Origin of the sequence: Methanomethylovorans sp. PtaU1.Bin093, from assembly GCF_002067275.1 — an archaeon.
GTDB lineage: Archaea > Halobacteriota > Methanosarcinia > Methanosarcinales > Methanosarcinaceae > Methanomethylovorans.
Genome location: NZ_MVQX01000092.1, coordinates 1 through 22,151 on the forward strand (window position 1 = coordinate 1; position 22,151 = coordinate 22,151).

17 protein-coding genes are annotated in these 22,151 nt (G+C 45.8%); 7 read left to right on the forward strand and 10 right to left on the reverse strand.

Features of this window, described 5'->3' with window-relative positions; translation table 11 throughout:
* A partial coding sequence (locus A4E24_RS10315; RefSeq protein ID WP_292353277.1) for a disaggregatase related repeat-containing protein occupies nt 1–2,222 on the reverse strand: 2,222 nt, incomplete at its 3' end.
* 524 nt (nt 2,223–2,746) lie between these two features.
* Here A4E24_RS10315 and A4E24_RS10320 point away from each other — a divergent pair.
* Nucleotides 2,747–3,175 (forward strand): nucleoside 2-deoxyribosyltransferase, encoded by a 429-nt coding sequence (locus A4E24_RS10320; protein WP_292353278.1) that lies wholly within the window; start codon nt 2,747–2,749, stop codon nt 3,173–3,175.
* A 6-nt stretch (nt 3,176–3,181) separates the two neighbouring features.
* On the opposite strand, the gene A4E24_RS10325 is transcribed toward A4E24_RS10320, so the two are convergent.
* From A4E24_RS10325 to A4E24_RS10335, 3 genes are read right to left on the reverse strand one after another with little or no spacing between them, the layout of a single operon-like run.
* Nucleotides 3,182–3,355, reverse strand: coding sequence for a metal-sulfur cluster assembly factor (locus tag A4E24_RS10325; protein ID WP_292353279.1), 174 nt, complete (start codon nt 3,353–3,355; stop codon nt 3,182–3,184).
* Nucleotides 3,352–3,957, reverse strand: coding sequence for a TIGR00296 family protein (locus A4E24_RS10330; protein ID WP_292353280.1), 606 nt, complete (start codon nt 3,955–3,957; stop codon nt 3,352–3,354). Before A4E24_RS10330 ends, A4E24_RS10325 begins: the two co-directional genes overlap by 4 nt.
* Before the next feature lie 32 nt (nt 3,958–3,989).
* The gene (locus tag A4E24_RS10335) at nt 3,990–5,225 is read right to left on the reverse strand and encodes a phosphoglycerate kinase (RefSeq protein WP_292353298.1); all 1,236 of its coding nucleotides are present in this window, start codon (nt 5,223–5,225) and stop codon (nt 3,990–3,992) included.
* A 193-nt stretch (nt 5,226–5,418) separates the two neighbouring features.
* On the opposite strand from A4E24_RS10335, the gene A4E24_RS10340 reads away from it, so the two are divergent.
* Together A4E24_RS10340 and acs (A4E24_RS10345) are read left to right on the forward strand one after the other, a co-directional pair.
* Nucleotides 5,419–5,979 (forward strand): flavodoxin family protein, encoded by a 561-nt coding sequence (locus A4E24_RS10340; RefSeq protein WP_292353281.1) that lies wholly within the window; start codon nt 5,419–5,421, stop codon nt 5,977–5,979.
* 284 nt (nt 5,980–6,263) lie between these two features.
* On the forward strand, nt 6,264–8,210 hold the full coding sequence (gene acs / locus A4E24_RS10345; protein ID WP_292353282.1) for an acetate--CoA ligase: 1,947 nt from the start codon (nt 6,264–6,266) through the stop codon (nt 8,208–8,210).
* 12 nt (nt 8,211–8,222) lie between these two features.
* Here acs (A4E24_RS10345) and A4E24_RS10350 read toward each other — a convergent pair whose 3' ends face one another.
* Together A4E24_RS10350 and acs (A4E24_RS10355) are read right to left on the reverse strand one after the other, a co-directional pair.
* A complete protein-coding gene (locus tag A4E24_RS10350) occupies nt 8,223–9,296 on the reverse strand; it encodes a phosphotransacetylase family protein (RefSeq protein WP_292353283.1) in 1,074 nt (357 codons plus the stop codon).
* Between the two features lie 72 nt (nt 9,297–9,368).
* Entirely contained in the window at nt 9,369–11,459 is a 2,091-nt protein-coding gene (acs, locus tag A4E24_RS10355) for an acetate--CoA ligase alpha subunit (protein ID WP_292353285.1), read from the reverse strand.
* A gap of 216 nt (nt 11,460–11,675) precedes the next feature.
* Between acs (A4E24_RS10355) and A4E24_RS10360 the strand changes: the two genes are divergently transcribed.
* Complete coding sequence (locus A4E24_RS10360) at nt 11,676–13,373, forward strand: chloride channel protein (RefSeq protein WP_292353286.1); 1,698 nt, start codon at nt 11,676–11,678, stop codon at nt 13,371–13,373.
* A 74-nt stretch (nt 13,374–13,447) separates the two neighbouring features.
* Here A4E24_RS10360 and A4E24_RS10365 read toward each other — a convergent pair whose 3' ends face one another.
* The 4 genes from A4E24_RS10365 to cgi121 form a co-directional block, all read right to left on the reverse strand.
* Nucleotides 13,448–14,458 (reverse strand): arsenic resistance protein, encoded by a 1,011-nt coding sequence (locus tag A4E24_RS10365; RefSeq protein WP_292353288.1) that lies wholly within the window; start codon nt 14,456–14,458, stop codon nt 13,448–13,450.
* 141 nt (nt 14,459–14,599) lie between these two features.
* Nucleotides 14,600–15,901: a tRNA (N(6)-L-threonylcarbamoyladenosine(37)-C(2))-methylthiotransferase gene (locus A4E24_RS10370; RefSeq protein WP_292353290.1), complete on the reverse strand. Its 1,302-nt coding sequence runs from the start codon at nt 15,899–15,901 to the stop codon at nt 14,600–14,602.
* A 2-nt stretch (nt 15,902–15,903) separates the two neighbouring features.
* On the reverse strand, nt 15,904–16,995 hold the full coding sequence (glpX, locus tag A4E24_RS10375; RefSeq protein WP_292353292.1) for a class II fructose-bisphosphatase: 1,092 nt from the start codon (nt 16,993–16,995) through the stop codon (nt 15,904–15,906).
* Between the two features lie 113 nt (nt 16,996–17,108).
* Nucleotides 17,109–17,618, reverse strand: a complete 510-nt coding sequence (cgi121, locus tag A4E24_RS10380) for a KEOPS complex subunit Cgi121 (RefSeq protein ID WP_292353293.1) — start codon at nt 17,616–17,618, stop codon at nt 17,109–17,111.
* 276 nt (nt 17,619–17,894) lie between these two features.
* On the opposite strand from cgi121, the gene leuS reads away from it, so the two are divergent.
* The 3 genes from leuS to A4E24_RS10395 form a co-directional block, all read left to right on the forward strand.
* Nucleotides 17,895–20,783 (forward strand): leucine--tRNA ligase, encoded by a 2,889-nt coding sequence (gene leuS / locus A4E24_RS10385; protein ID WP_292353295.1) that lies wholly within the window; start codon nt 17,895–17,897, stop codon nt 20,781–20,783.
* Nucleotides 20,784–20,896: 113 nt separating this feature from the next.
* A complete protein-coding gene (locus A4E24_RS10390) occupies nt 20,897–21,445 on the forward strand; it encodes a hypothetical protein (RefSeq protein WP_292353296.1) in 549 nt (182 codons plus the stop codon).
* A gap of 16 nt (nt 21,446–21,461) precedes the next feature.
* The coding region (locus A4E24_RS10395; RefSeq protein ID WP_292353297.1) for an SAM-dependent methyltransferase at nt 21,462–22,151 on the forward strand (690 nt) is incomplete at its 3' end.

A 22,151-nucleotide genomic window follows, 5' to 3' on the forward strand; every position in this document is an offset into this window, starting at 1 on the left:
GTTCCTTCGGTAGCGTATGTTTTCTCAGGCTTTACTTCGCTTGATCCAGAACTGATACTGTCTGATGCACCAAAGTCCCAGGAATAAGCTGCTATACCCTTGTCATCTGTGGAGGCACTGCCATCAAAACTTACTTCAGAACCTGTGGTCGCGGTAATATCATCCCCTGCATTTGCTACTGGCGGGTGATCCACAGGTGTATTATCTACATTACCTGTAGTCGAAGTGATGGTCAGCTTTGGCCTCTGCTCAGCATTTGACCAGTCCGAACTGTAAAATGCAATATAATTACCATTCTCTTCTTTTGCCTTGAGGAAGAAGCCAGTGTTATCATACTGACCACTTACGTATTCCTGCACAAGCTGTGTGACATCGAACTCATAGTATTGATCATCAGGGACGTTGCCAGCCGGGAAAGTTACTGATGCATATGGCGTACTGCCCTGAGCAATACCGTTCTTATCGAACCAGTTCCCCCCCGCTGCAGCCCAGGATGTACCGGATGCGCTGGACCTCCAGGTCACATGGACAGGATCCCATTCTGCAGGCCTGTATATTTCCACTGCTGTGTCAGAAGTACGTGTCTTGCCTGCGGGATAGTACCACCAGAGAGAAAGCGTTGCCTTATCTATTGTATCAGTTATTTCGTGATCACTGAGATCGAACAGCATGACACCCCTGCTGCGAGATGTGCTTTTCCCAAGGTCTACATAAGTGGTAGTGGAAAGCACAGTACTTGGAGTTGATTCACGCAGTCTGTTGTCGTAAGATGGAGAGTAAGAGGTGGTTGTGGTTTGGTCAATACTTGATACAGTATCAAAGGGATATACAGGGAAACCATGGGCAGCTACATAATCGTAATCATAGCTGGCTACAAGTTTTGGCTCTGCAGGATCACCTACATCCACAACTTCAAGATAATCTTCAAGCCCTTGTACATATGCATAATTACCTTCTACAGCAAAAACAAGTGGTGAAATACCGCCGTAACACCCGGCAAGTGTTGGAGTGCGAGGGTCACTGACATCAATGATCTCAAGAAAACTATGGTGAGTGCCAGCATCTATGGACCAGGTCAGATAGGCATGACCGCCTGAAACAATAACATTGCTCACATAACCGTGATCATTATACCTGCCAACAAGCTTCCTTGATGGGTCAAAGATTTCAAGCCCATTTATACCATCGGCTATGTATGCATATTCATCTGTTACTGCAATGTTGTGTACTATACATGGAAATCCATAGCTGCCAACAATTTGCGGTGCTGCAGGATAGCTGATATCCACAATGGAAAAACCACTTTCGCCACCTGCTATGTAGGCATGGTCGCCTGCTATAGAGATACTCCCAGCATATCCATCTGTTTCACAGGCGCCTAAAACTATTGGTGAAGATGGATCCGTGACATCCAGAATAACGATATACATACCTTCGGATATGTACGTATGATCATCGGACAAAGTAACGCTATATGCATAGACCTCATCGTATTTTTCAATAAGTGCTGGTTCCCCGGGATTGCTAATATCTAAAATAAGAAGTCCATCAAAAGCATTGGCTAAGTATGCATAATTGCCTGATACCGCAATATCATGCACTAAAGAACCATTAGTGTCAAAATGACCTGCAAAGGTCGGTGCTGCCGGATCGCTGACATCTACAATTGAAATACCATTCCAGGCATCAGAAACATATGCATAATTTCCTGATACGGCAACAACAGATGCAGGATCATCGATGTAAGTCCCTGTGATCGCTGGTGCGGAGCTATTAGTGATATCTATGATCACAAGCCCATTGTTCTCATCGGCTACAAATGCATAATTTCCTGATACAGCAACAGAATTTGCATAACCGGCAGTATCGCAGCTGCCCACAAGTTCCGGCGATGAAGAATTGGTAATATCGACGATCACCAGACCATTTTCGGAATCTGCTAAGTAGGCATGATTGTCCTTTATAGCAATATCACGTACTTCAGAAGGTGTAATGGCCCTGCCAACTTCTAATGGATCAGAAACATTGGTAACATCATAGACGGCAAGATCGGATCCCTGTGCAACATACGCATAGTTCCCGGATACTGCAATATCGTTAACAATTCCTCCAAAATGGCTGAACAGCTCTACATCCAGGGGATCGGCAGAACAGACCCCCATTGTCATGATCGTAAACAATACAAGTCCAAAACAAATTGATTTGTTTGATCTGATTTGCATTTATACCACCACTCTATACTTTAGAGCGGATTCTGAATTATATTCTCAAAGAGTTATACGCAATCTTACTATTTAAACTTAATTAAAAAATACAGAAAATGATATTGCAAATTTGCGTAGTTGTAAACTTAAGAGCAAATTCAGCATACTGAGAGGGCATACTGAAGGAGTTACTACTTATCACGCAGACATTTCTCCTGTCTGTACTAGAACAATGGATATAGTACACGATAAACTAATCCATTGATCCTGCTCGCACCAATACCACCAATGCACAGCTTAAAAGGCAGGGGAGCCTTTTTAGTTGCGCTATCATTCAACTATTAAAAAAGAGCAATATAATCAGGTAATATTTAAACATATGCAATAAATACAGTAATTAATAATATAATTTTAATAGGATCATAGACTTGTTATTGTTCTAACTTATTAAACCGGAGCATTATATCCATTGGACCTTCCGGGTCATGTTTATCTATAAAGAACACTTAAAATAGAAATTCTGCTCCAGTAAGGATGATCATATGGCACTCAAAAAGAAAATTTATCTTGCAGGACCTCTCTTTTCACATGCTGAAAGGGATTTCAATGTATATCTGCGTGACAGGCTTGTGGAAAAGGGTTTCTCAGTGTTCCTGCCGCAGGAAGATGGCTGCGATGATACAGAAACCAGGCTTGAACTGAGGCAGAAGAACATCTTTGAGAATGATGTGAAAGGCATCGATGATTGTGACATCGTGGTGGCAGTACTTGACGGGGGAAGTGATGCGGATTCCGGAACATCCTGGGAGATAGGTTATGCTTACGCAAAAGGTAAGAAACTTCTGGGCCTGCGCACAGATTTCAGGACTTTCGGTCCGGAAGGAAATGTCAACCTTATGATAGAGGTCTCGCTGGATGAACTTGAAAAAGATATAGAGGGGTTGCTCTCTTCACTTGAGAGATATGTATGAACAGGCTTACCTAATATTGGGTCTTTTCAGAGCTTCTCCGGAGATCATGTAAGGGTTCCATGCCGGATCCCAGACAAGTTCCACATCCACTTCATTGACATCTGGCATAGATACTATCTTTTGTTCTATGTCCTTTACGATCACAGCACCCACGGGACAGTAAGGCGGGGTAAGGGTCACTCCTTCTTTTTAAAATTCTTTTCTATGACTTCGCCGTTGGGCTCAGTTTCTGAGAAGATCTGCCCTTCAAAAGAATAAACTTCAGCTCCTGTGAGCCAGGCATCGGGCTCCAGTCCTGCCTTCAGGCAGGTATGACCGAGAAACTCGATCTCATCCATATCGTTCTCAGGAGCCACCTGAGGCAGGAGAAGTCCCTGACGATAACCTTTCTTCACAATAAGCCCATGTCTTCCGACCTCGATCTTTGAAGGCAGGTCCTTAGGGGTAGCTTTAATTCGTTCAGGAGGCGTGAGAACTGTCACCTCTACCTCCACCTTATCGAGCTCATCAATATGCAGCGGTGGAAAACGAGGGTCCCGGAAAGCGGCAGAGATGGCTGAGTCGGTGATAGCGTACTTAAGTGTGGATTCAGGATACGGATGCCCAATGCACCCTCTGAGCATACCATTCTCCGTAAGCGTAACGAACACACCTCTTTTTTCGTCAAAGACCTTAGGAAGCTCTGTTTCAGAGCCATCCATCATCGTTCCTGTAAGAAAATATGTCTTGATGGTATTACGTGCAAGCTGCACAGCGATCTTTCCCTCAGTTGCTGTTAACATGACTTCCACTCCCTTTTCTGACCATAGAGACCTCATTTGTGAAGTTTACGCTTGATAGCAGTTTCTTTCAGGGCCACGACACCTGGCAACTTCTCTCCTGCAAGATAGTCTATACATGCACCACCACCTGTGCTTAAGTGTGAGAACTGCTCCTCAAAACCCAGGTTGCGGATCTCAGCCGAGATATGGCCGCCGCCAGCTATGGAATATTCCGAATGGACAGCGGCTTTTATGATCTCATGCGTGCCCAGTGCAAATTCAGCCATTTCGGAGAGCCCGGCAGGGCCATTGAGAACGACAGTTTTTGCATTCTTGATCTCATTGGAGAAAGCTACTATGGTCTCAAGACCAATGTCATAAATAGGCAAGTTGCCATTGGGCAGTTCTTCGACCTGTACCTCTACGCGTTTACCGTTCTCGCTCAGAGCCACATCCACCGGCAGAGAAACCTTCCCATTGAATTTGTCAAGCACTTTCCTGGCCTTTTCGATCTGCTCGGTATATCCCTGGGATGCTATGAAATCCATGTTTGCCTTGCCAATATCCACACCCGAGGCTGCAAGCATCACATTTGCAACCACACCGGTAACAAGGACCTTGTCAGCACCACCATTGGTGAGCACGTTCTCTGCGACTTTCAGGGAATCATCCACCTTTGCACCGCCCAGCACAAAGATACACGGGCGTGCGCCACCTTTTATTCCCCTGTCCAGAGAAAGGACCTCTTTCTCCATGACCCTTCCCGCACCTGTAGGAAGAACTTCAGTGAATCCTAATATAGAAAGATGAGCTCTGTGTGATACAGCAAAAGCATCGTTCAGAAAAATGTCAATATGAGGAAGGAGCTTTTTTACCAGATGGGACCTTGCATGTTCTGCTGCAGTCCTTTCCATGGACTCCTCAGAATAGAACCTTACATTCTCCAGCAGGATGACATCGCCATTTTTCATGGCAGAGATGCTGTTCCTTGCCCATGTGCCGAAAATATCGTCCACATATTTCACTTCACGGCCCAGATACTGGGACATCCGGGCAGCATGTGCCTTCATAGTAGTGAAGTCTTTTTTGCCAGGCCTGCTCTGGTGAGCCAGCAGCACCACCTTGGCCTCGTGCAGGTCAATCAACGTGGGGATATGGCTCTTGATGCGCATATCGTCCAGGATATTTCCTTCCGGGTCCATGGGAGTGTTAATGTCCACTCTTACCAGCACTGTTTTACCTTTCACGTCAAAGTCATCTATAGTGAGGATATCCTTAGCTGACAAAATTCAATCACCGCTATCAGTAGTTAATATAACAACATTAAAGCACAGGATCTCGATGTATATATATCTGATATATGAAACATCGGAACAGAATTATAATTGGATTTATTCTTATATTTATCCTTCTGATGTGCCATGAACACTGTCATCAAAAGCAAAAGATAATAAGTTCGATAGCATTTCACATACGATATATATGAAAATATTAGGCATCTCCGCAAGCCCCGTCAAAGGTGGCAACAACGACAAGTTGATAGAGAAAGTCCTTGGAATAGCAAAAAGCCGAGGTTTTGAGGTTGATAGTGTGCTTATGTCATCTGCAAAGATAGCTCCATGTACTGCATGTGGGATATGCAGGGATGAGGAAATGTGCCCTATAGATGATGATATGCAGCAGGCGTATCAGAAGCTGAAAGATGCGGATGCCATAATCGTTTCATCTCCGGTATATTTCGGCTCAGTTACGGCCCAGGTCAAAGCCTTGTTCGACCGCAGCGTACTGCACAGAAGGCAGGGGTTCCAGTTAAAGAACAAAGTAGGTGCAGCCTTAGCAGTGGGAGGATCACGCAACGGAGGGCAGGAGAAGACCATACAGACCATTCATGACTGGATGCATATACATGGAATGATCGTAGTAGGTGATGGAGGGCATTTCGGCGGTATTCTTCAAAAACCCGCCCTTGATGACGCAGAAGGCATGCAGACAGCCATCGACACCATCAACAAAATGTGTGATGTGCTGGAAAGGATGAAGTAACATAATTTTGCTTATTACGGCTTTGTATAATCATCATGCTACAATCTCAACTGCAGGCAGATGCAACTGCAGAGCAAAGAGGGGGCCACAGAGGTGGATAACTATTCTCATCCTCTGTGTTCTCTGTGAGCTCAGTGGTTAAACATAATGTGCACGTTTTCTGCAGAGAATTTACCCTTTTCTCTGATCATCCATTCCTTTGACCTCTTTTACTGTCACAGCAAACTATTTCAGCCATACACTCCAATGAAAAAAATAAGAACAACTACTTTGTGGTGTGGAAAATGGGAGTGAACACGAACAAGGAAGAACATAAGAGTGGAGGGTTTACACCTTCACCGGATTTTTCAGGGAATGCAAATATCAACGACCATGATATCTATCAGAAAGCAGCCCGGGACCTGGAAGGATTCTGGGATGAACTTGCACATGATATTCACTGGTTCAGGAAATGGGATAAAGTACTTGACTGGCAGCCACCCCATGCACAATGGTTCGCAGGAGGGAAACTTAACGCCTGCTACAACTGCCTGGACGTGCACATGGAAAAAAGAGCTGACAAGACAGCCATCATCTGGGAAGGGGAGATGGGAGATGTCAGGACATATACATACAGGCAACTTCTGGAAGAAACCTGCCGCTGTGCCAATGCCCTGAAAAAACTGGGTGTAAGAAAGGGTGATATTGTAACCATTTACCTGCCCATGATACCGGAAGTTGTGATCTCCATGCTGGCCTGTGCAAGGATAGGCGCACCCCACAATGTGGTCTTTGCAGCTTTCTCCGGTGAAGCCCTCTTTACCAGAATAGGAGATTCCCATAGCAGGTTCATCATCACCTGTGACGGATATTACCGCAGGGGCAGTGTGGTGGAACAGAAAAAGAAGACCGATAGAGGTGCACAGATGTGCCAGTGCATCGAAAAGGTGATCGTGGTAAAGCAGGCAGGCAATGAGATGGAACTGTACCCTGAAAGGGACTTGTGGTGGCACGAGCTAATGGAAGGTGAAAGCTCGGTGTGCGAGGCTGAGCCTATGGATGCAGAGGACATGCTCTTTCTGATGTACACCAGCGGTACCACCGGCAGGCCCAAGGGCATTGTGCACACTACCGGTGGCTATATGGTGGGCACATATATCACCACTAAATGGATATTCGACCTGAAGGAAGATGATATCTACTGGTGTACAGCTGATTGCGGCTGGATCACAGGCCATTCATATCTCGTATACGGACCTCTCTCCAACGGTGCTACTGTGATAATGTATGAAGGAGCACCTGATTTTCCAGATAAGGACAGATGGTGGGACCTTATAGAAAAGCATAAAGTGACCATACTTTACACCGCGCCTACCGCCATCAGGACTTTCATGAAATGGGGTACTGAATGGCCGGAAAAGCACGATCTTTCCACGCTGCGCCTGCTGGGAAGTGTGGGTGAGGCCATCAATCCCGGAGCCTGGCTCTGGTACCATGAGCATATCGGACATGGAAGATGCCCCATTGTTGATACCTGGTGGCAGACAGAAACAGGCATGGTCCTCATCACACCCCTGCCAGGCATTACCACACTCAAACCCGGCAGCGCTACAAGACCTTTCCCTGGGATCGAGGCAATTGTTCTTGATGAGGCAGGCAATGAAGTACCTAGAGGAACGGATGGCCTGCTGGCGATAAAAAAACCCTGGCCCAGTATGGCACGTACCATATTCAACGACGAGGCAAGGTTCAAAGAAGCATACTGGAACAAATGGGACGGGAAGACATATTTTGCAGGAGATGGAGCTAAACAGGATGAAGATGGTTACTTCTGGATAATAGGACGTGTGGACGATATCATCAAAGTGGCGGCGCACCGCATAGGTACTGCAGAAGTGGAAAGCATACTGGTATCACATCCTGCGGTCGCAGAGTCGGCAGTTGTGGGAAAGCGGGACGAGCTCAAAGGAGAAGTGATCTATTGTTATGTCATACTACGTTCCGGTGTGGAAGCCACCGAAGAGCTCAGAAAGGAACTTGTTAGCCATGTTGCTCAGAACATCGGCCCCATTGCAAGACCAAAGCAAGTGATATTCACAGATGAACTGCCTAAGACAAGAAGCGGGAAGATAATGCGCCGGGTTCTCAAGGCCATTGTCAATGAAGGAGAAACAGGTGATGTGACAACACTACAGAATCCTGATATTGTGGAAATGCTCAGGCAAAGGACAAAAGAAATGGATAATGTATAATGGGGAAGGGACTTATTTGCCAAGTCCCATTTCCGTGATCAAACCATCAACATCCACATACTCCTTGATGAGCTCCACTATCCTTTTTATTTTCACTTCCTGTTTTATGCGTGCGTGACCTATGAGATTCTCCATCTTTTCGATGGTGCTCATGGTATCACCTCTTACAAGGATCACAGGAATGTTGGCCTCTTCGGCACTTCCCAGCACTGCTCCGCTTGGGCGCAGATTACCTGTAAGCACCAGACATTTGACTTTGGCCTCAATGGCAGCCATCTGTATATCCGAACGATCACCACCTGTGATCACAGCTGCGTTTGGCATACGTCTGAAGTATTTGATAGCTGAACCAACTTCCATGGCTCCCACCAGATAGTGCTCCACCAGGTCTTCCATGTGGCTTGCACCCACCAGTACCTCCGCATTAAGGTCCTCTACGATCTCAGCTACTGATACGGAACGCAGCATATGGTCTTCAGGAATGACACCGAACACCTTGATACCTTTCTTCTCAAGGAAAGGTACTACCAGATGGGAAACTTGTTCCAGTTTATCCGGTGAGACCTCATTAAGTATCATACCTGCAAGGATCTCTGTGTTCTGGATTATACGCAGGTCACACAGGATCCGGTCAACAGCCTGGGCAGAATCATATCGTGTGATGAGCAATATCTTAGTATCAAGCTTAGTGGCTACTTCCGGGTCGGAGAGATTGTACATAGCTCCTCCGCCGATGCCGCCTGCTCCTTCAAGTAGCACAACATCCCTGCCCTTTGAGACTTTTTCATAAGCTTCCTTCAATCTCGAATCCAGACCTTTCTCCACTCCCATGAGAGCATCATCCGTGAGGTTCTCCGTAAGCAAAATGGGAGTAATGGAACTCATATCGTCCTGTAATCCCAATAACTTCCTTATGCCCTGAGCATCCTCATCTGCAAGTGATCCATTGACATCTATGAGCAAATTGCCAATGGGCTTCATGTATCCTACTTTGTAACCCCTCTCTTTAAGGAGCACTCCAAGACCCAGGCACAGAGAACTTTTTCCTGAGTACTGTTCCGATGAACTTACCAGCATTGAAGCCATGATATCCCTCCTAATACACTTTAACAGCAACTATTCGATCACTTTTTATAAATGTCATCTAACAACATATTCTTATTCCTTTCTCAAAGTCATCCTGACATCCATGGCAAGGCAGCCTTTGCCTTCAGGCATGACCATAAGAGGATTTATCTCAAATTCCGTCAGGAATGGGAAGTCCATCACAAGCTGTGACACCTTGAGCAAAGTATCGATCATAGCCTTGATATCTGAAGGTGTCTCACCCCTTACACCAGCTATCAGTGGATATGTCTTAATAGAAGCTATCATGTGCTGAGCTTCCTTATCGTTGATAGGGGCTACAGCAAAAGATACATCCTTGAGGAATTCCACATAAACACCCCCCAACCCGAACATAAGAAGCGGACCGAACTGAGGGTCACGGTCCATGCCTATGATCACCTCTTTACCACCTGTGACCATCTGCTGCACCTGCACACCCGTGATATGAGCATTGGGCATGTAATGTTTAACATCCGACATCATGGTCAGATAGGCACGTTCCACATCCTCTGCATTCCTCAGGTTAAGCTTGATACCACCTACATCCGTCTTATGCGAGATGTCGGGAGAGATGATCTTCATAACTACAGGATAACCTATTTCTTCACATACTGCAATGGCTTCCGGCAAGTTGCCAGCCATCCTTGACCGTACCACCGGTATCCCGTAGGCTTTGAGCAAACCCATGGATTCAAGCCCCAGGGTTCTCCTTCCGCTGGCAATAGCATCATCTATGATCTTTTGTGCAGCTTCCCTGTTAACTGGTATAGTGACCGGAGCAGTGTGTTCCTTCACCTTTATGGAACTGTAATCACACAATGCTTTCAGGCTGGCAACTGCCCTTTCGGAAGAAGGATAATTCGGTATGCTATGCTTGTTCAGAAGTTCCTCGCCTGCAGCAATGCGCGTTCCACCTGCGAGGTTGCACAGGATGGGCTTGTCCGAAGTCTTGATAATTTTGATCAGAGACTTGGCTATAGCAGGCACATCGGTCATAGCCTGAGGAGAAACAAGTACGATTATACCGTCTACATTAGGATCGGCCAAGAGAACTTCTAAAGCGTGTTCATACAACTGTGGGCCGGCATCTCCCAGGACATCCACCGGATTGTAAAGGCCAGCTGCTTCGGGGAGTTTCTGCCTTAATTTAGTAATGGTCTCTTCCTCGAAAGAGGTTATTGAAAGACCAATGCTATGGCACGCATCAGCAGTAAGTATACCAAGTCCTCCTGCATTGGTGAGTATTGCAACTTTTTTGCCCCGTGGCAAAGGATACGTGGAAAAAGCTCTGCTGTAGTCCAGCATCTCTTCCAGGGAATCGGCCCTTATAACACCACTCTGTCTGAAGGCCGCAGTGTATGCGGCATCAGAACCTGCAAGGGTACCGGTATGTGAGGACACGGCCCTAGAACCCACAGCCGTACGACCCGATTTTACTATTATTACAGGTTTTTCCCTGGTCACGTTCCTTGCAACATCCATGAAACGCGGACCATCCTTCACACCTTCCAGATAAGCAGCTATCACGGCTGTGGAATCGTCTTTTCTGAACAGCTCAAGAAAATCATTCTCAGCAAGGTCAGCTTTGTTCCCGAGACTTATGAACTTGGAGAAGCCTACCCCTGTCCTGTCTGCCCAGTCCAGAGTAACGGTACAGATGGCTCCTGACTGGGACATCATAGCTATATTCCCCGGAAAGGCCATGGACGCAGCAAATGACGCATTGAGCGAAGAAGAAGTATCGATAATTCCCAGACAATTCGGACCCACCATCCTTATGCCATATTTTCCAGCAATGGCTGTGATCTCCCTCTCCAGCCTTGCGCCTTCCAGACTGGCCTCCTTAAAACCTGCAGATATCACAACGACATAACTTATATGTGCCTGTCCACATTTCTCCATTGCAGAAGGAACTGCAGCCGCAGGTACCACTATAACTGCAAGATCGATCTTTTCTGGCACATCAAGAACATCAGCATAACATTTTAACCCTAAGATCTCAGTGACGTTCGGATTGATAGGAATTACCTTATGACCGGCTCCCTGCAGGAGATTCTTCAGTACAGCATGGCCGACCTTACCTTCCGTGCGGGATGCCCCTATAACTGCAATAACATCCGGATCGAACAATTTATCGAGCATATCTTCTCCTGACCATGTATATTATTTTATATGGAATAATAATAGATAAGGTTAAGGGAAGTCAAAAAGGAAAGAGTAGATTATATAAAATACAGTTTATTTAATATATAATACACCTTTTGTTCCTAATTATAATAGCATCGGACCTTAGTGAGAAATAAAAGAATGGAACTTTTGTATCTGAATGAACTATTGCAGCATCAAATACAGAAAATTATGCAATGGTTGAACAGTGAATCTGTTTTTTCGAACTCACTGGCAGTTATAGTAGGAGTATTGACAGGCATAGTGATCGTACTGTACGACCATGCACTTAAATTAAGCTCCAAATTGTTCTTCGAGCCTGCACACGGCATCCAGCACTACTATGTAATATTCATACCTGCCATAGGAGGACTGCTGGTGGGTATAATCTCCCACAGGTTCATGAAAAAGAAACGATACAGTATAGATAATGTAATAGAATCAGCTACTCTGTACGGGGGAAAAATGCAACCCAGAACCGTGTTCCTGGAAGTACTATCCTCGGTGATATCCCTTGGCTCGGGAGCCTCTGCAGGAAAAGAGGCCCCTGTGGTACTGGCTGGTGCAGGTATTGGCTCCACTTTTGCACAGATGCTTAAAATGAGAGGGAACCGGCTGAAAATATTGTTGGGATGTGGTGCCTCAGGAGGTATTGCCGCAGCATTCAATGCACCTCTTGCCGGAGTTGTGTTCTCGGTGGAAGTGATCCTGGGAGAGCTTGAAACTGCAACGCTGGTCCCCATTGTCATATCTGCGGTCTTTGCAACTCTTGTCTCCAATGTTATATTTGGGGTGCGGCCTATACAGATCTCAGATTATCAGCTTATAAGCCCCGTACATGAATCTGTCCTCTACCTCTTTCTTGGATTACTGGCCGGACTGATATCAGTGTTATTCATGCGTTCACTTTACACATGCAGGGACCTTTTCAATGCGCTCAACATACATCCCATAACAAAACCTGCTGTCGGTGGCTTGTTTGTGGGAATGATAGGATATTTCTACCCACAAATATTCGGCGTTGGATATGATACCATAAGCCAGGTACTGGAAAATGAGATCGCGTTCAACATATTATTGGTCCTGTTGACCCTGAAAATAATTGCTTTTTCCCTGAGCCTGGGCTCTGGCGGCTCAGGAGGGTCCTTTGTACCTGCCCTGTTCATTGGCTCTATGCTTGGAGGAGCTTACGGGTTCATTGTCAACGGTCTTTTTCCGGGGGTCACGTCCGAGCCCGGAGCTTATGCACTGGCTGGCATGGGAGCTGTTTTCACCGGGATCAGCCGGGCACCGCTTACTGCAATACTTGTGCTGTTCGAACTTACAAGGAATTATGGTCTGGTCCTTCCCATTATGCTTGCATGCGTGTTAAGCAATCTTGTTTCAAGTGCCCTTCATCCGGAATCCATTTTTACAGAATCACTGCGCAGGCGAGGATTTACCATAAGGAAAGGCAAGGAAGTGGACATAATGGAATCATTGAAAGTTGCGGATGCCATGAAAAGAGAAGTACAGACCATTTCAATGAACAAGAAGGTAGAAGCTCTCATCGCTCTGATGCAATCCAGTCACCATGCTGGGTTCCCGGTGCTGGACCCAGAAGGCAGGCTGTGGGGTATCGTGACCCTGAAAGACATCAGGGACAAGGTAAAACAGGGAGAACTTGACAAGACCATTGGAGAGATAGCCACTTCCAGTCTGGTTGTTGCATACCCGGATGAATCTTTGAACACTGTACTACAGCGCCTTGCCACAAAAGACATAGGCAGGCTTCCCGTTGTATCAAGGGAGGATAACAGAAAAATACTCGGTATCATCACACGCAGTGACATTGTAAATTTATATGATAAGACGATCGTGGAAAGGATGAAGTACAGGTCCGATCAATAACTCATGCTGGATAAAGACCGGAATGTTAAGACATCAGGTCTCTTCATCAGCATTCTTCATTATCATATAACTGACTATAATTCATGTGCAACTTCGATCTTTACGCAACTATCGTCATTGTTTATCCATCTTTTCCTGATCAAGAGCAAAGTATTGGATATGATACCCAGAACAGGCAGCTCTATCAGAGGACCGATCACCAATGCCAATGCTATCAGTGGCTCTCCAGGAAAGGCCATGAGTGCAATTGCCAGCACTATAGGAGAATTGCGTGCAAGAGTTGTCAGGTTAAGGCTTGCAGTATCCTGGTAGGAAAAACGAAGAAGCCGTCCAACCATTTGTCCTGTAATGAACACGATAACAAAGAATAACAATACCGGGGTTATGAGCTTGAGCAGGACCAGAGGGTTTTGAACTAGCTGCTCTCCCTGCGAAGCGAACATGGCGATAATGGCGAGATTCAAAAAGGAGAACTGCAAGTGGTCAAGCTTTGGAAAGATCCTTTTTTCAAGCCAGTATTCACCCTTTATTCCTGGAATGGTCATCTTTGTAACAAGAGATATGAAGAAGGGAATAAAGAGTACAAGAAACACACTTTCGAGCAGCAGGGCAGGATCAATGGTTGCAATGGTGCCTGCGAAGATCAGCAAATACACTGGCAACAATAGCAACTGAAGGATAAGGTTCATGGGAAGGATGGATGCAGAAAGCGGAACATTACCACGTGCAATGCCTGTAAAGAGCAGGTACCAGTCGGTGCAGGGAGTTACCATCAGCATGATGAAACCTATCCATAAGGCGGGCGTATCCCTCAAAAATAAATATCCGAGGACAAAGGCAAGCAGTGGATTGAATATGAAATTCATGATCCCGCTTACAGCAGCGAACTTCCAGTTCTTAAAAGAGTTCCTCAGTTGATTAAGAGGAACCTGTAAAAAGATCCCATATAGCATCACCATTAGGAAAGGGACAATAAAAAGAGCCGCATAATTCTGGATGATCGTGATTTGTCCCAGGATCAATCCAAAGCCCACAGATCCCAATATGAAAAGAGATTGATATTTTTCAACGGAACCTATTGTCATCCCATCCAATCGATTTGAAAATTTACTACGCCTGGATACATTATGCCTTCACAATTGCGAATATCATTTAGATGGGTCCTATATATGTATTTGTATTTGTCGGTTTTGATTTGGAAATAGTTTCTATATGTGAGGATAATTTCAGCTAATTACCCTTCCCAGAAAATAACCCGGAGTCGCATCGAAGATCTCAACATCACAAAAGCTCCCCGGAACAGCAGACGATTCCGGAATGACCACAGGCTTATAGGAGGCTGTGCGGGCCATAAGACCTTTTACCTTGGCCTCTTTGGAAATAAAGACCCTGCCTTGCCAGCCTATCATGCTGTTCCTGACACTGACCTTAACCTTCTCACATACATCGTGCAGCTCATTGGAGCGCTGTGCAACGATGCGGGAGTCAATGTTCCTATATTCAAGCGCCTTTGTATGTGGGCGGGGAGTGTACCTGGAAATGTTCACTTTTTCCGGCATGTAATCCTTCACCCATTCAACCGTTTTAAGAAAATCAGCATCTTTCTCCCCTGGAAAACCTACGATGATATCAGTGAACAGGGTAAGATCATCAAAACGGTTTCTGAAACATTTGATAATATGATCAGCCTCTTCAATGGAATGGAACCTGTTCATCCTTTTCAGCACATCGTCAGATGCGGATTGTACAGGCAAGTGAACGAGCTTGTAGATCTTGTCGTTCTCAAAAGCATCCAACAGCTCTTCCAGTATGGGAAGCACAGAAAAAGGATTCATCATCCCAACACGGACCTTGAAATCGCCTGGTATATCGCATATCCTCTCAAGCAGCTGAGGAAGCCTGAAATCTAGATCCGTACGGTATTGTCCGTTATCCTGTGAAGTGAGCCATATTTCCCTGCAGCCTTCAGCAATGCCCTGTTCGATATCCTTTACAATGGAATCCGGATGGAAAGACCTGAGCGGACCTCTGACGAACCTGACAATGCAATAGGAACAGGCGTTATTGCATCCCTGGGAAAGCTGACAGATGTGGATATTAGAGTTGAAACGCAACCGAGGCACATTGATAAAACCTTCAGGTTCATGAGAGAACACATGCAGAGCTTGCCGGGAAGCACTTTGGGAACAGATGTCAGGTGAAGCTATGGAATTTAGCACCTCCCCTATCCTTGATATTGAGTTCACTCCCAAAATATGAGCATCAGGATTGTTACGGATGATGTCCTCAAGCTGTACTTCGGGCATACATCCGGCTACCACCACTTCGATGCCTTTTTCCCCCAGCTCCCTGATCTTATGCAGGATCTTCTGTTCAGTGGAATACTTGACAGTGCAGGTGTTGAGCACTACTACATCAGCATGCTTCTCAGATACCAGTTCATGTCCCAGGTTCCTGATGATCGCCATCATGGCCTCTGCAGAAGCCTGGTTTGCCGAACAGCCAAATGTCGATACGTGCACTTTCATTATTAAACGAAACGCAGAGGAGTGGCCTCTTTGTCATGTATGTATATGGTATCTGTAAATTTCACCACACCGGAACTGCCCATGGTCAGGCTGTGTACCCTTGCATCACCTTCACCAAAAAGGTTCACACCTTTCAGGATAGTACCAGGGGTGACACCTGTTGCTGAGAAGATCACATCGTTTCCGGGAACAAGCTGGTTAGTGTCAAGCACATCACCCATGTTCTTTTCCGTGATGCCCATCTTCTCGAGCCTTGGCATTTTCTCAGCTTTCTCTTTAGCTATAGCTTCCTCGGATTTGCCATTGGCCACTGTAGGTAACACAAGCCTCGCAAGGATCTTACCACCCAGGATCTTCATAGCAGCAGCAGTAAGTACTGCCTCCCCGGAACCTCCGGCACCCATTACCACATGGACCCCTGAACCACGGATGGCTGTGGCAACCCCTGGCATCAGATCGCCATCTGTGATCAGGTTCACCCTGGCACCTGTTTCCCGGATCTCTTTTATTTTTGCCTCATGCCTTGGCCTGTCAAGGATCACGACCACCAGCTCATCGATATTACGGTTAAGTGCTTTGGCCACTATTTCCAGGTTATCTCTGACAGGAGCATCCAGGTTAATGCTATCTTCCGGATGCTTCCGTTCATACTTAACCACTTCCGGACCCACCACTATCTTGTCCATGTAGATGTCAGGTCCGTGGAAAAGGCCACCTCTTTCGGCCATTGCCATCACGGAGATGGCACCCGGAGTACCGTTTGCTGCCAGATTGGTACCTTCAAGAGGATCCACAGCAATGTCCACTTCAAGATCGCCTTCCCAGGTCCCAACATGTTCGCCTATGTACAGCATCGGGGCTTCATCCCTTTCCCCTTCACCGATCTTTATGATCCCTTTCATGTCAAGGTAATTGAGGGTCCGGCGCATGGCTTCCACTGAAACCTGGTCAGCATAATGCTTGTCTCCCCTGCCCATCTGATAAGATGCTGCTATTGCTGCTGCTTCCGTGACATGTAGAAGTCTTGGCAACAAGGCGGATTCTATAGGACCTGCGCACTTGATCATTGCTTCTGCTGTTTTCTTATGTGACATGGATTCAAACTCTCCCGTAATAATATCTACATATCTATAATCGTATGTTATGTTATTGGCTTAATTAATAATGGCAAGTTTACTGGCCGGTCATATATTATTATTTCGTGATATCACTTCAATACATCCACAAGTGCCACTCGCTCGATGACAAGCTCCGGGATCATTTGCTCACCCACAACTTCGATCTCATCTGCAGTGATGCCGAACTGCATGATCATTTCGTCTCTCTTGGACGGCAGATACGTAATGACATCTGCAGGCACAACCATCTGTCCGAGCATGTCCAAACATGGTGGAACAGAACATGCCTCACCCATTACAATAAAAACAACATTGTTCTGGCCCTGGTGGACACCCATGGAGAACGCTTCCTCGATCTGACGTTTTCCTGAAGCATAGCGCATGATCTCAATACCAACATCCTTTGCAGCATTTCTTTCCTGCTCGAATGCCCTGAGAGCTTTTGCTACTGCAAACTGCAAATGATCTTCACCAGCTACTTTATCTGCGTTCATGGACTGAACTATGCAACCAGTTGCCTTTGATATGTCCCCTATTGTCCTGAGAAATGACTTTAGGTCTTCTATGAACATGCGGCCACTTACGAACTCAACGTGCATGGAACTAAATTCAATTCTTTAAGAATAAGCATAACGGTATGATGTAAATACAGTAAAAAAAGAAGTATTTTACTGAACTGTATTTTTATGAACCCATTTTGATTGATCAGAAAGGATCACAAAGGTATCTGCCTCCTGAACGGACCATTCAAAAGAGTAGACTTTATGTGGATGTAAGTTATTTAGGTGTTAATCAACATATAAATAAGGCATCAATGGTCCCAGGCGGGATCACTGAATGAATGTAAATAACAGGTATACCGGAAAGGCGTAACCATGGAACAGGATTACATACCGTGCGAGATAGAAAGAAAATGGCAGAAGACATGGGATGATACAAAGGTCTTCCAGCCTGAGCCAGATGAGAGAAAAAAGTTCTTTATTACAATACCCTACCCATATCTCAACGGTAATTTACACGCAGGACACACCCGGACCTTTACCATAGGAGATGTTATAGCACGATATAAACGGATGCAAGGATATAATGTGCTTTTCCCCATGGGTTTCCATGTCACAGGAACACCTATCGTAGGTCTTGCTGAGCTGATAGCCAACCGCGACCCTCAGACCATGAAGGTATATTCGCAATTGCATGGCATACCTGCAGATATTCTGGAAACGCTGGTCACCCCTGAGAAGATCGTGGAGTATTTCAGCAAAGAAGCTGAAAAGGCCATGCGCTCTATTGGTTATTCAATTGACTGGAGACGCAAGTTCACCACCACGGACCCAACCTATAAGAAGTTCATCGAATGGCAGTTCAACCTGCTGCACGAAAAAGGTCTTATTGTAAGGGGATCGCATCCTGTGAAGTGGTGTCCTCATGATAACAATCCTGTTGAGGACCACGATATCCTGCATGGGGAAGAAGCAACGATCGTTGATTATACTTTTGTCAAATTCCAGCATGATGGTATTGTACTGCCTTGCGCTACCCTGCGTCCTGAAACTATTTTTGGTGTTACGAACCTCTGGATCAATCCGGATATAGAGCATGTGAAGATCAAAGTGGAAAAGGATGGAAGAACAGAGTTCTGGGTGGTAAGTAAGGAGGCTTACAGGAAGCTCACTTTCACTGACAGGAAAGTGGAATTCATAGAGGATGTGCCATCTGCAGCCCTCATAGGTATAAAGGTGAAGAACCCTCTCACAGGCAATGATGTCATTACATTGCCAGCCTCCTTCGTAAGGGGAGAGAATGGTAGTGGGATCGTGATGAGCGTGCCTGCCCACGCACCCTATGACTATCTTGCCCTGAAAGACCTTTACGATAAGGATCTCTCACAGTACGGGCTCAGGGAAGACCTGCGCAATATAAAGTTAATTTCCCTGATAGCAGCTAAGGAATTCGGGGAATACCCTGCAGTAGAAGCCGTACAGCAGCTTGGTGTGAAGGACCAGAACGATCCCAAAGCCGAAGAAGCGACAAAGATCGTCTACAGAAGAGAGTTCCATGGCGGCGTGCTCAAAGAGAACACCGGGAAATATGCCGGCATAGCAGTTTCAAAGATCAAGGACGTGCTCACCCAGGACCTTATAGGTCAGGGCATAGGCGAAATATTCTACGAGTTCAGCGAGCCCGTGGTATGCCGCTGTGGAACGCCCTGTGTGGTAAACATGGTCGAAGGACAGTGGTTCCTCAACTATTCGAACCCGGAATGGAAAGAAAAGGTCTACAGATGTATTGAGAAGATGGAGGTCATTCCTGAAGAATACAGGGTGGAGTTCAACAACAAGGTCGATTGGCTTAAGGACAAGGCCTGTGCAAGGAAAAAAGGGCTTGGCACTCATCTGCCTTTTGATGATCAATGGCTCATTGAATCGCTTGGTGATTCCACGATCTATATGACATACTACATCACCAACAAGTTCTTTTCCCGCGGTATCGGACCGGAGCACCTCACCCCTCAGCTTTTCGATTATGTGCTCCTGGGAAAGGGCAGTGTGCAGCAGGCAGCAGCAGCTACAGGCCTAGATGAGCAACTCATAGCACAGATGAAAAGGGATATGGACTACTGGTATCCTGTGGATCTCAGGTCTTCAGGTAAAGACCTTGTACCAAATCACCTGCTTTTCTTCCTTTTCCATCATGTAGCTATATTTGAAGAGAATAAGTGGCCTCGGGCTCTTGCTGTCAATGGTTTTGTTTCCCTTGAGGGCCAAAAGATGAGCAAATCCAAAGGTCCGTTGCTTACTCTGAGGAACGCAGTAGATGAATATGGTGCTGATATCAGCCGTATGTACATACTTTCCAGTGCCGAACAGACACAGGACGCAGACTGGCGAAACAGCGGGGTCGAAGCTGCAAAGAAACAGGTGGATAGGTTCTACTCCTTTGCCAGGGAGATCATTGGATCAGGTGCAGTATGTGGCATGTGTGGAGAACTGAAGCTCATTGACAGGTGGATGCTTAGCCGTCTGCAACACCGTATAAGGGAAACTAACAATGATATGAGATCCCTGAGAACCCGCAGTGCCCTGCAAAATGCATTCTTCCTGCTACTTAATGATATCAAATGGTATCAAAAAAGAGGAGGCAGTAACCTACTCTATGATATGCTGGACACCTGGGTGCGTCTAATGGCACCATTCATGCCACACGTATGTGAAGAGATCTGGCAGGCATTGGGACATGAGGGGAATGACATTGTATCCCTTGCCCATTATCCAATATTTGATCCGGAACTGCTAAACAACAATGCGGAACTTGCAGAGGAACTTGTGGACAACACACTGGAAGACATTGAAGAGATACTGAAGGTCACAAAGATGACCCCTCAGAAGATAGTGTTGTATACGTCTGCAGCATGGAAAACAAAAGCTTTCCGCATGGCTCTTAAGATGCAAAGCGAAGGGACGCTTAACCCTGGTGTCCTGATCAAGGCTTTGATGGCAGAACCTGCCAACAGAACGTACGGAAAAGAAATACCTAAGTTCGTACAGAAGATAGTTCCTGATATCAGCAGCATGAAAGTGGAACGTTTGGAGATGTTCGATGGTTACGAACTGGACGAGCTTGCAATACTCAGAGAGAACCAGCAATTCTTTGAGAAAGAATTTAGCTGCACAGTAGAAGTTTACAGCTCTGATGAACCTGGTTACGACCCTGAGCACAAGTCAAGGTTCGCTGTTCCCATGAGACCGGCTATATATCTTGAATAAGTTCTAAGACTGCACCCTTGCAGTCTTTTTCTGATATGGGAAGTACAAGTTATAGGTAACTTTATTACCCTCTTTCTTAGTTATGGTATATCTTCCCTTCAAGGCATGGTCTTATGATATCCGCTGCTGAGCTTACAGGTATAGTATATGTCCTGGGCGCTGTTACCTTTGAGGAAATATGTGCCGTGGAAAAAGAGATATCCTATCTGAGGGGTCCTACTCAGGAAACAAGGTCGCTGAACGAACTTTGTATCGAAGCTGTAAAAGAACATCGTCTTGAATCAGTTTCTGCAGAGGATGTTTCTGGGGCAGGAACTGATGATAATGCATATCTCATAACAGGACCCAACGCATTTCCGGAAATACCTCCTGAGCTTAGCCAGGTAATTGATATTCTGAAGTTACCTGTGAGAAAAGTGGATATGGATACTATTTCAAAGAAATTGTTGAAAACCTTTCAGAAAAAAGTACACGGTCTTAAGACCAAAATCGAGGCTGTTGAAATTGACAGTGAAGAGATAAAAAAACTGGAATCGAAATATAGTGATCTGCTTAATCTATATTATGACTATGATTCATGGCTACCTGGAAGATTTGAGACTGTAGCCGATAACCTGATGGAAATAAGTAAAAAAATAGAACTTTTAAAACGATCGAACTAACAACAGGCAGGGTCTAATGGCAAGGGATAGAAGGGATACCTATTACTGGCGTGCAAAAGAAGAAGGCTATAGGTCAAGGGCCGCATTCAAGCTATTGCAGATAAATGAGAAGTTCAGTGTGATCAAAGAAGGCGATACTGTAGTTGACCTGGGGGCAGCACCCGGTGGCTGGTCCGAGGTCGCGAAAAAGCTTTCAGGCGGAAGGGTCATAGGGGTCGATCTGCAGCGCATCTCACCAATAGAAGGCGTGGAGACCATAAAAGGAGATATTACTTCCGAGAATACTATAAAGAAGATATTTGAACTGGTCGGTGAGGAAGGAGTGGATGTAGTAATTTGTGATGCAGCTCCTAACCTGTCAGGAAACTGGAGCTATGACCACGCCCGTTCCATAGATCTTGCAAGATCTGCACTGGGATGTGCGATAAGGATCCTTAAGCCAGGTGGTCATTTTGTGGTCAAGGTCTTTCAGGGGGACATGTTCAAAGGTTTCCTTGAAGAAGCAAGAACTGATTTTGTTCAAACAAAGTCATTTTCTCCTGTAGCATCCCGATCTCAGAGTGCAGAGATATACGTAATTGCAAATAAATTCCTTAAAGTGCCCGTGAAGAAAGGTGAAGAACTGGACGTGGAGATCACCAGTACAGGATCAACAGGCGATGGAGTGTTCAGGATCCAGGATTTTGTCGTTTTTGTCAAAGGTGCA

Coding starts and splice junctions, on each gene's coding strand:
- A4E24_RS10320 (WP_292353278.1), top strand. CDS start 2,747: ATGGCACTCAAAAAGAAAATTTATCTTGCAGGACCTCTCTTTTCACAT.
- A4E24_RS10330 (WP_292353280.1), bottom strand. CDS start 3,957: ATGTTAACAGCAACTGAGGGAAAGATCGCTGTGCAGCTTGCACGTAAT.
- A4E24_RS10340 (WP_292353281.1), top strand. CDS start 5,419: ATGAAAATATTAGGCATCTCCGCAAGCCCCGTCAAAGGTGGCAACAAC.
- acs (WP_292353282.1), top strand. CDS start 6,264: ATGGGAGTGAACACGAACAAGGAAGAACATAAGAGTGGAGGGTTTACA.
- A4E24_RS10350 (WP_292353283.1), bottom strand. CDS start 9,296: ATGGCTTCAATGCTGGTAAGTTCATCGGAACAGTACTCAGGAAAAAGT.
- acs (WP_292353285.1), bottom strand. CDS start 11,459: ATGCTCGATAAATTGTTCGATCCGGATGTTATTGCAGTTATAGGGGCA.
- A4E24_RS10360 (WP_292353286.1), top strand. CDS start 11,676: ATGCAATGGTTGAACAGTGAATCTGTTTTTTCGAACTCACTGGCAGTT.
- A4E24_RS10365 (WP_292353288.1), bottom strand. CDS start 14,458: ATGACAATAGGTTCCGTTGAAAAATATCAATCTCTTTTCATATTGGGA.
- A4E24_RS10370 (WP_292353290.1), bottom strand. CDS start 15,901: ATGAAAGTGCACGTATCGACATTTGGCTGTTCGGCAAACCAGGCTTCT.
- glpX (WP_292353292.1), bottom strand. CDS start 16,995: ATGTCACATAAGAAAACAGCAGAAGCAATGATCAAGTGCGCAGGTCCT.
- cgi121 (WP_292353293.1), bottom strand. CDS start 17,618: ATGCACGTTGAGTTCGTAAGTGGCCGCATGTTCATAGAAGACCTAAAG.
- leuS (WP_292353295.1), top strand. CDS start 17,895: ATGGAACAGGATTACATACCGTGCGAGATAGAAAGAAAATGGCAGAAG.
- A4E24_RS10390 (WP_292353296.1), top strand. CDS start 20,897: ATGATATCCGCTGCTGAGCTTACAGGTATAGTATATGTCCTGGGCGCT.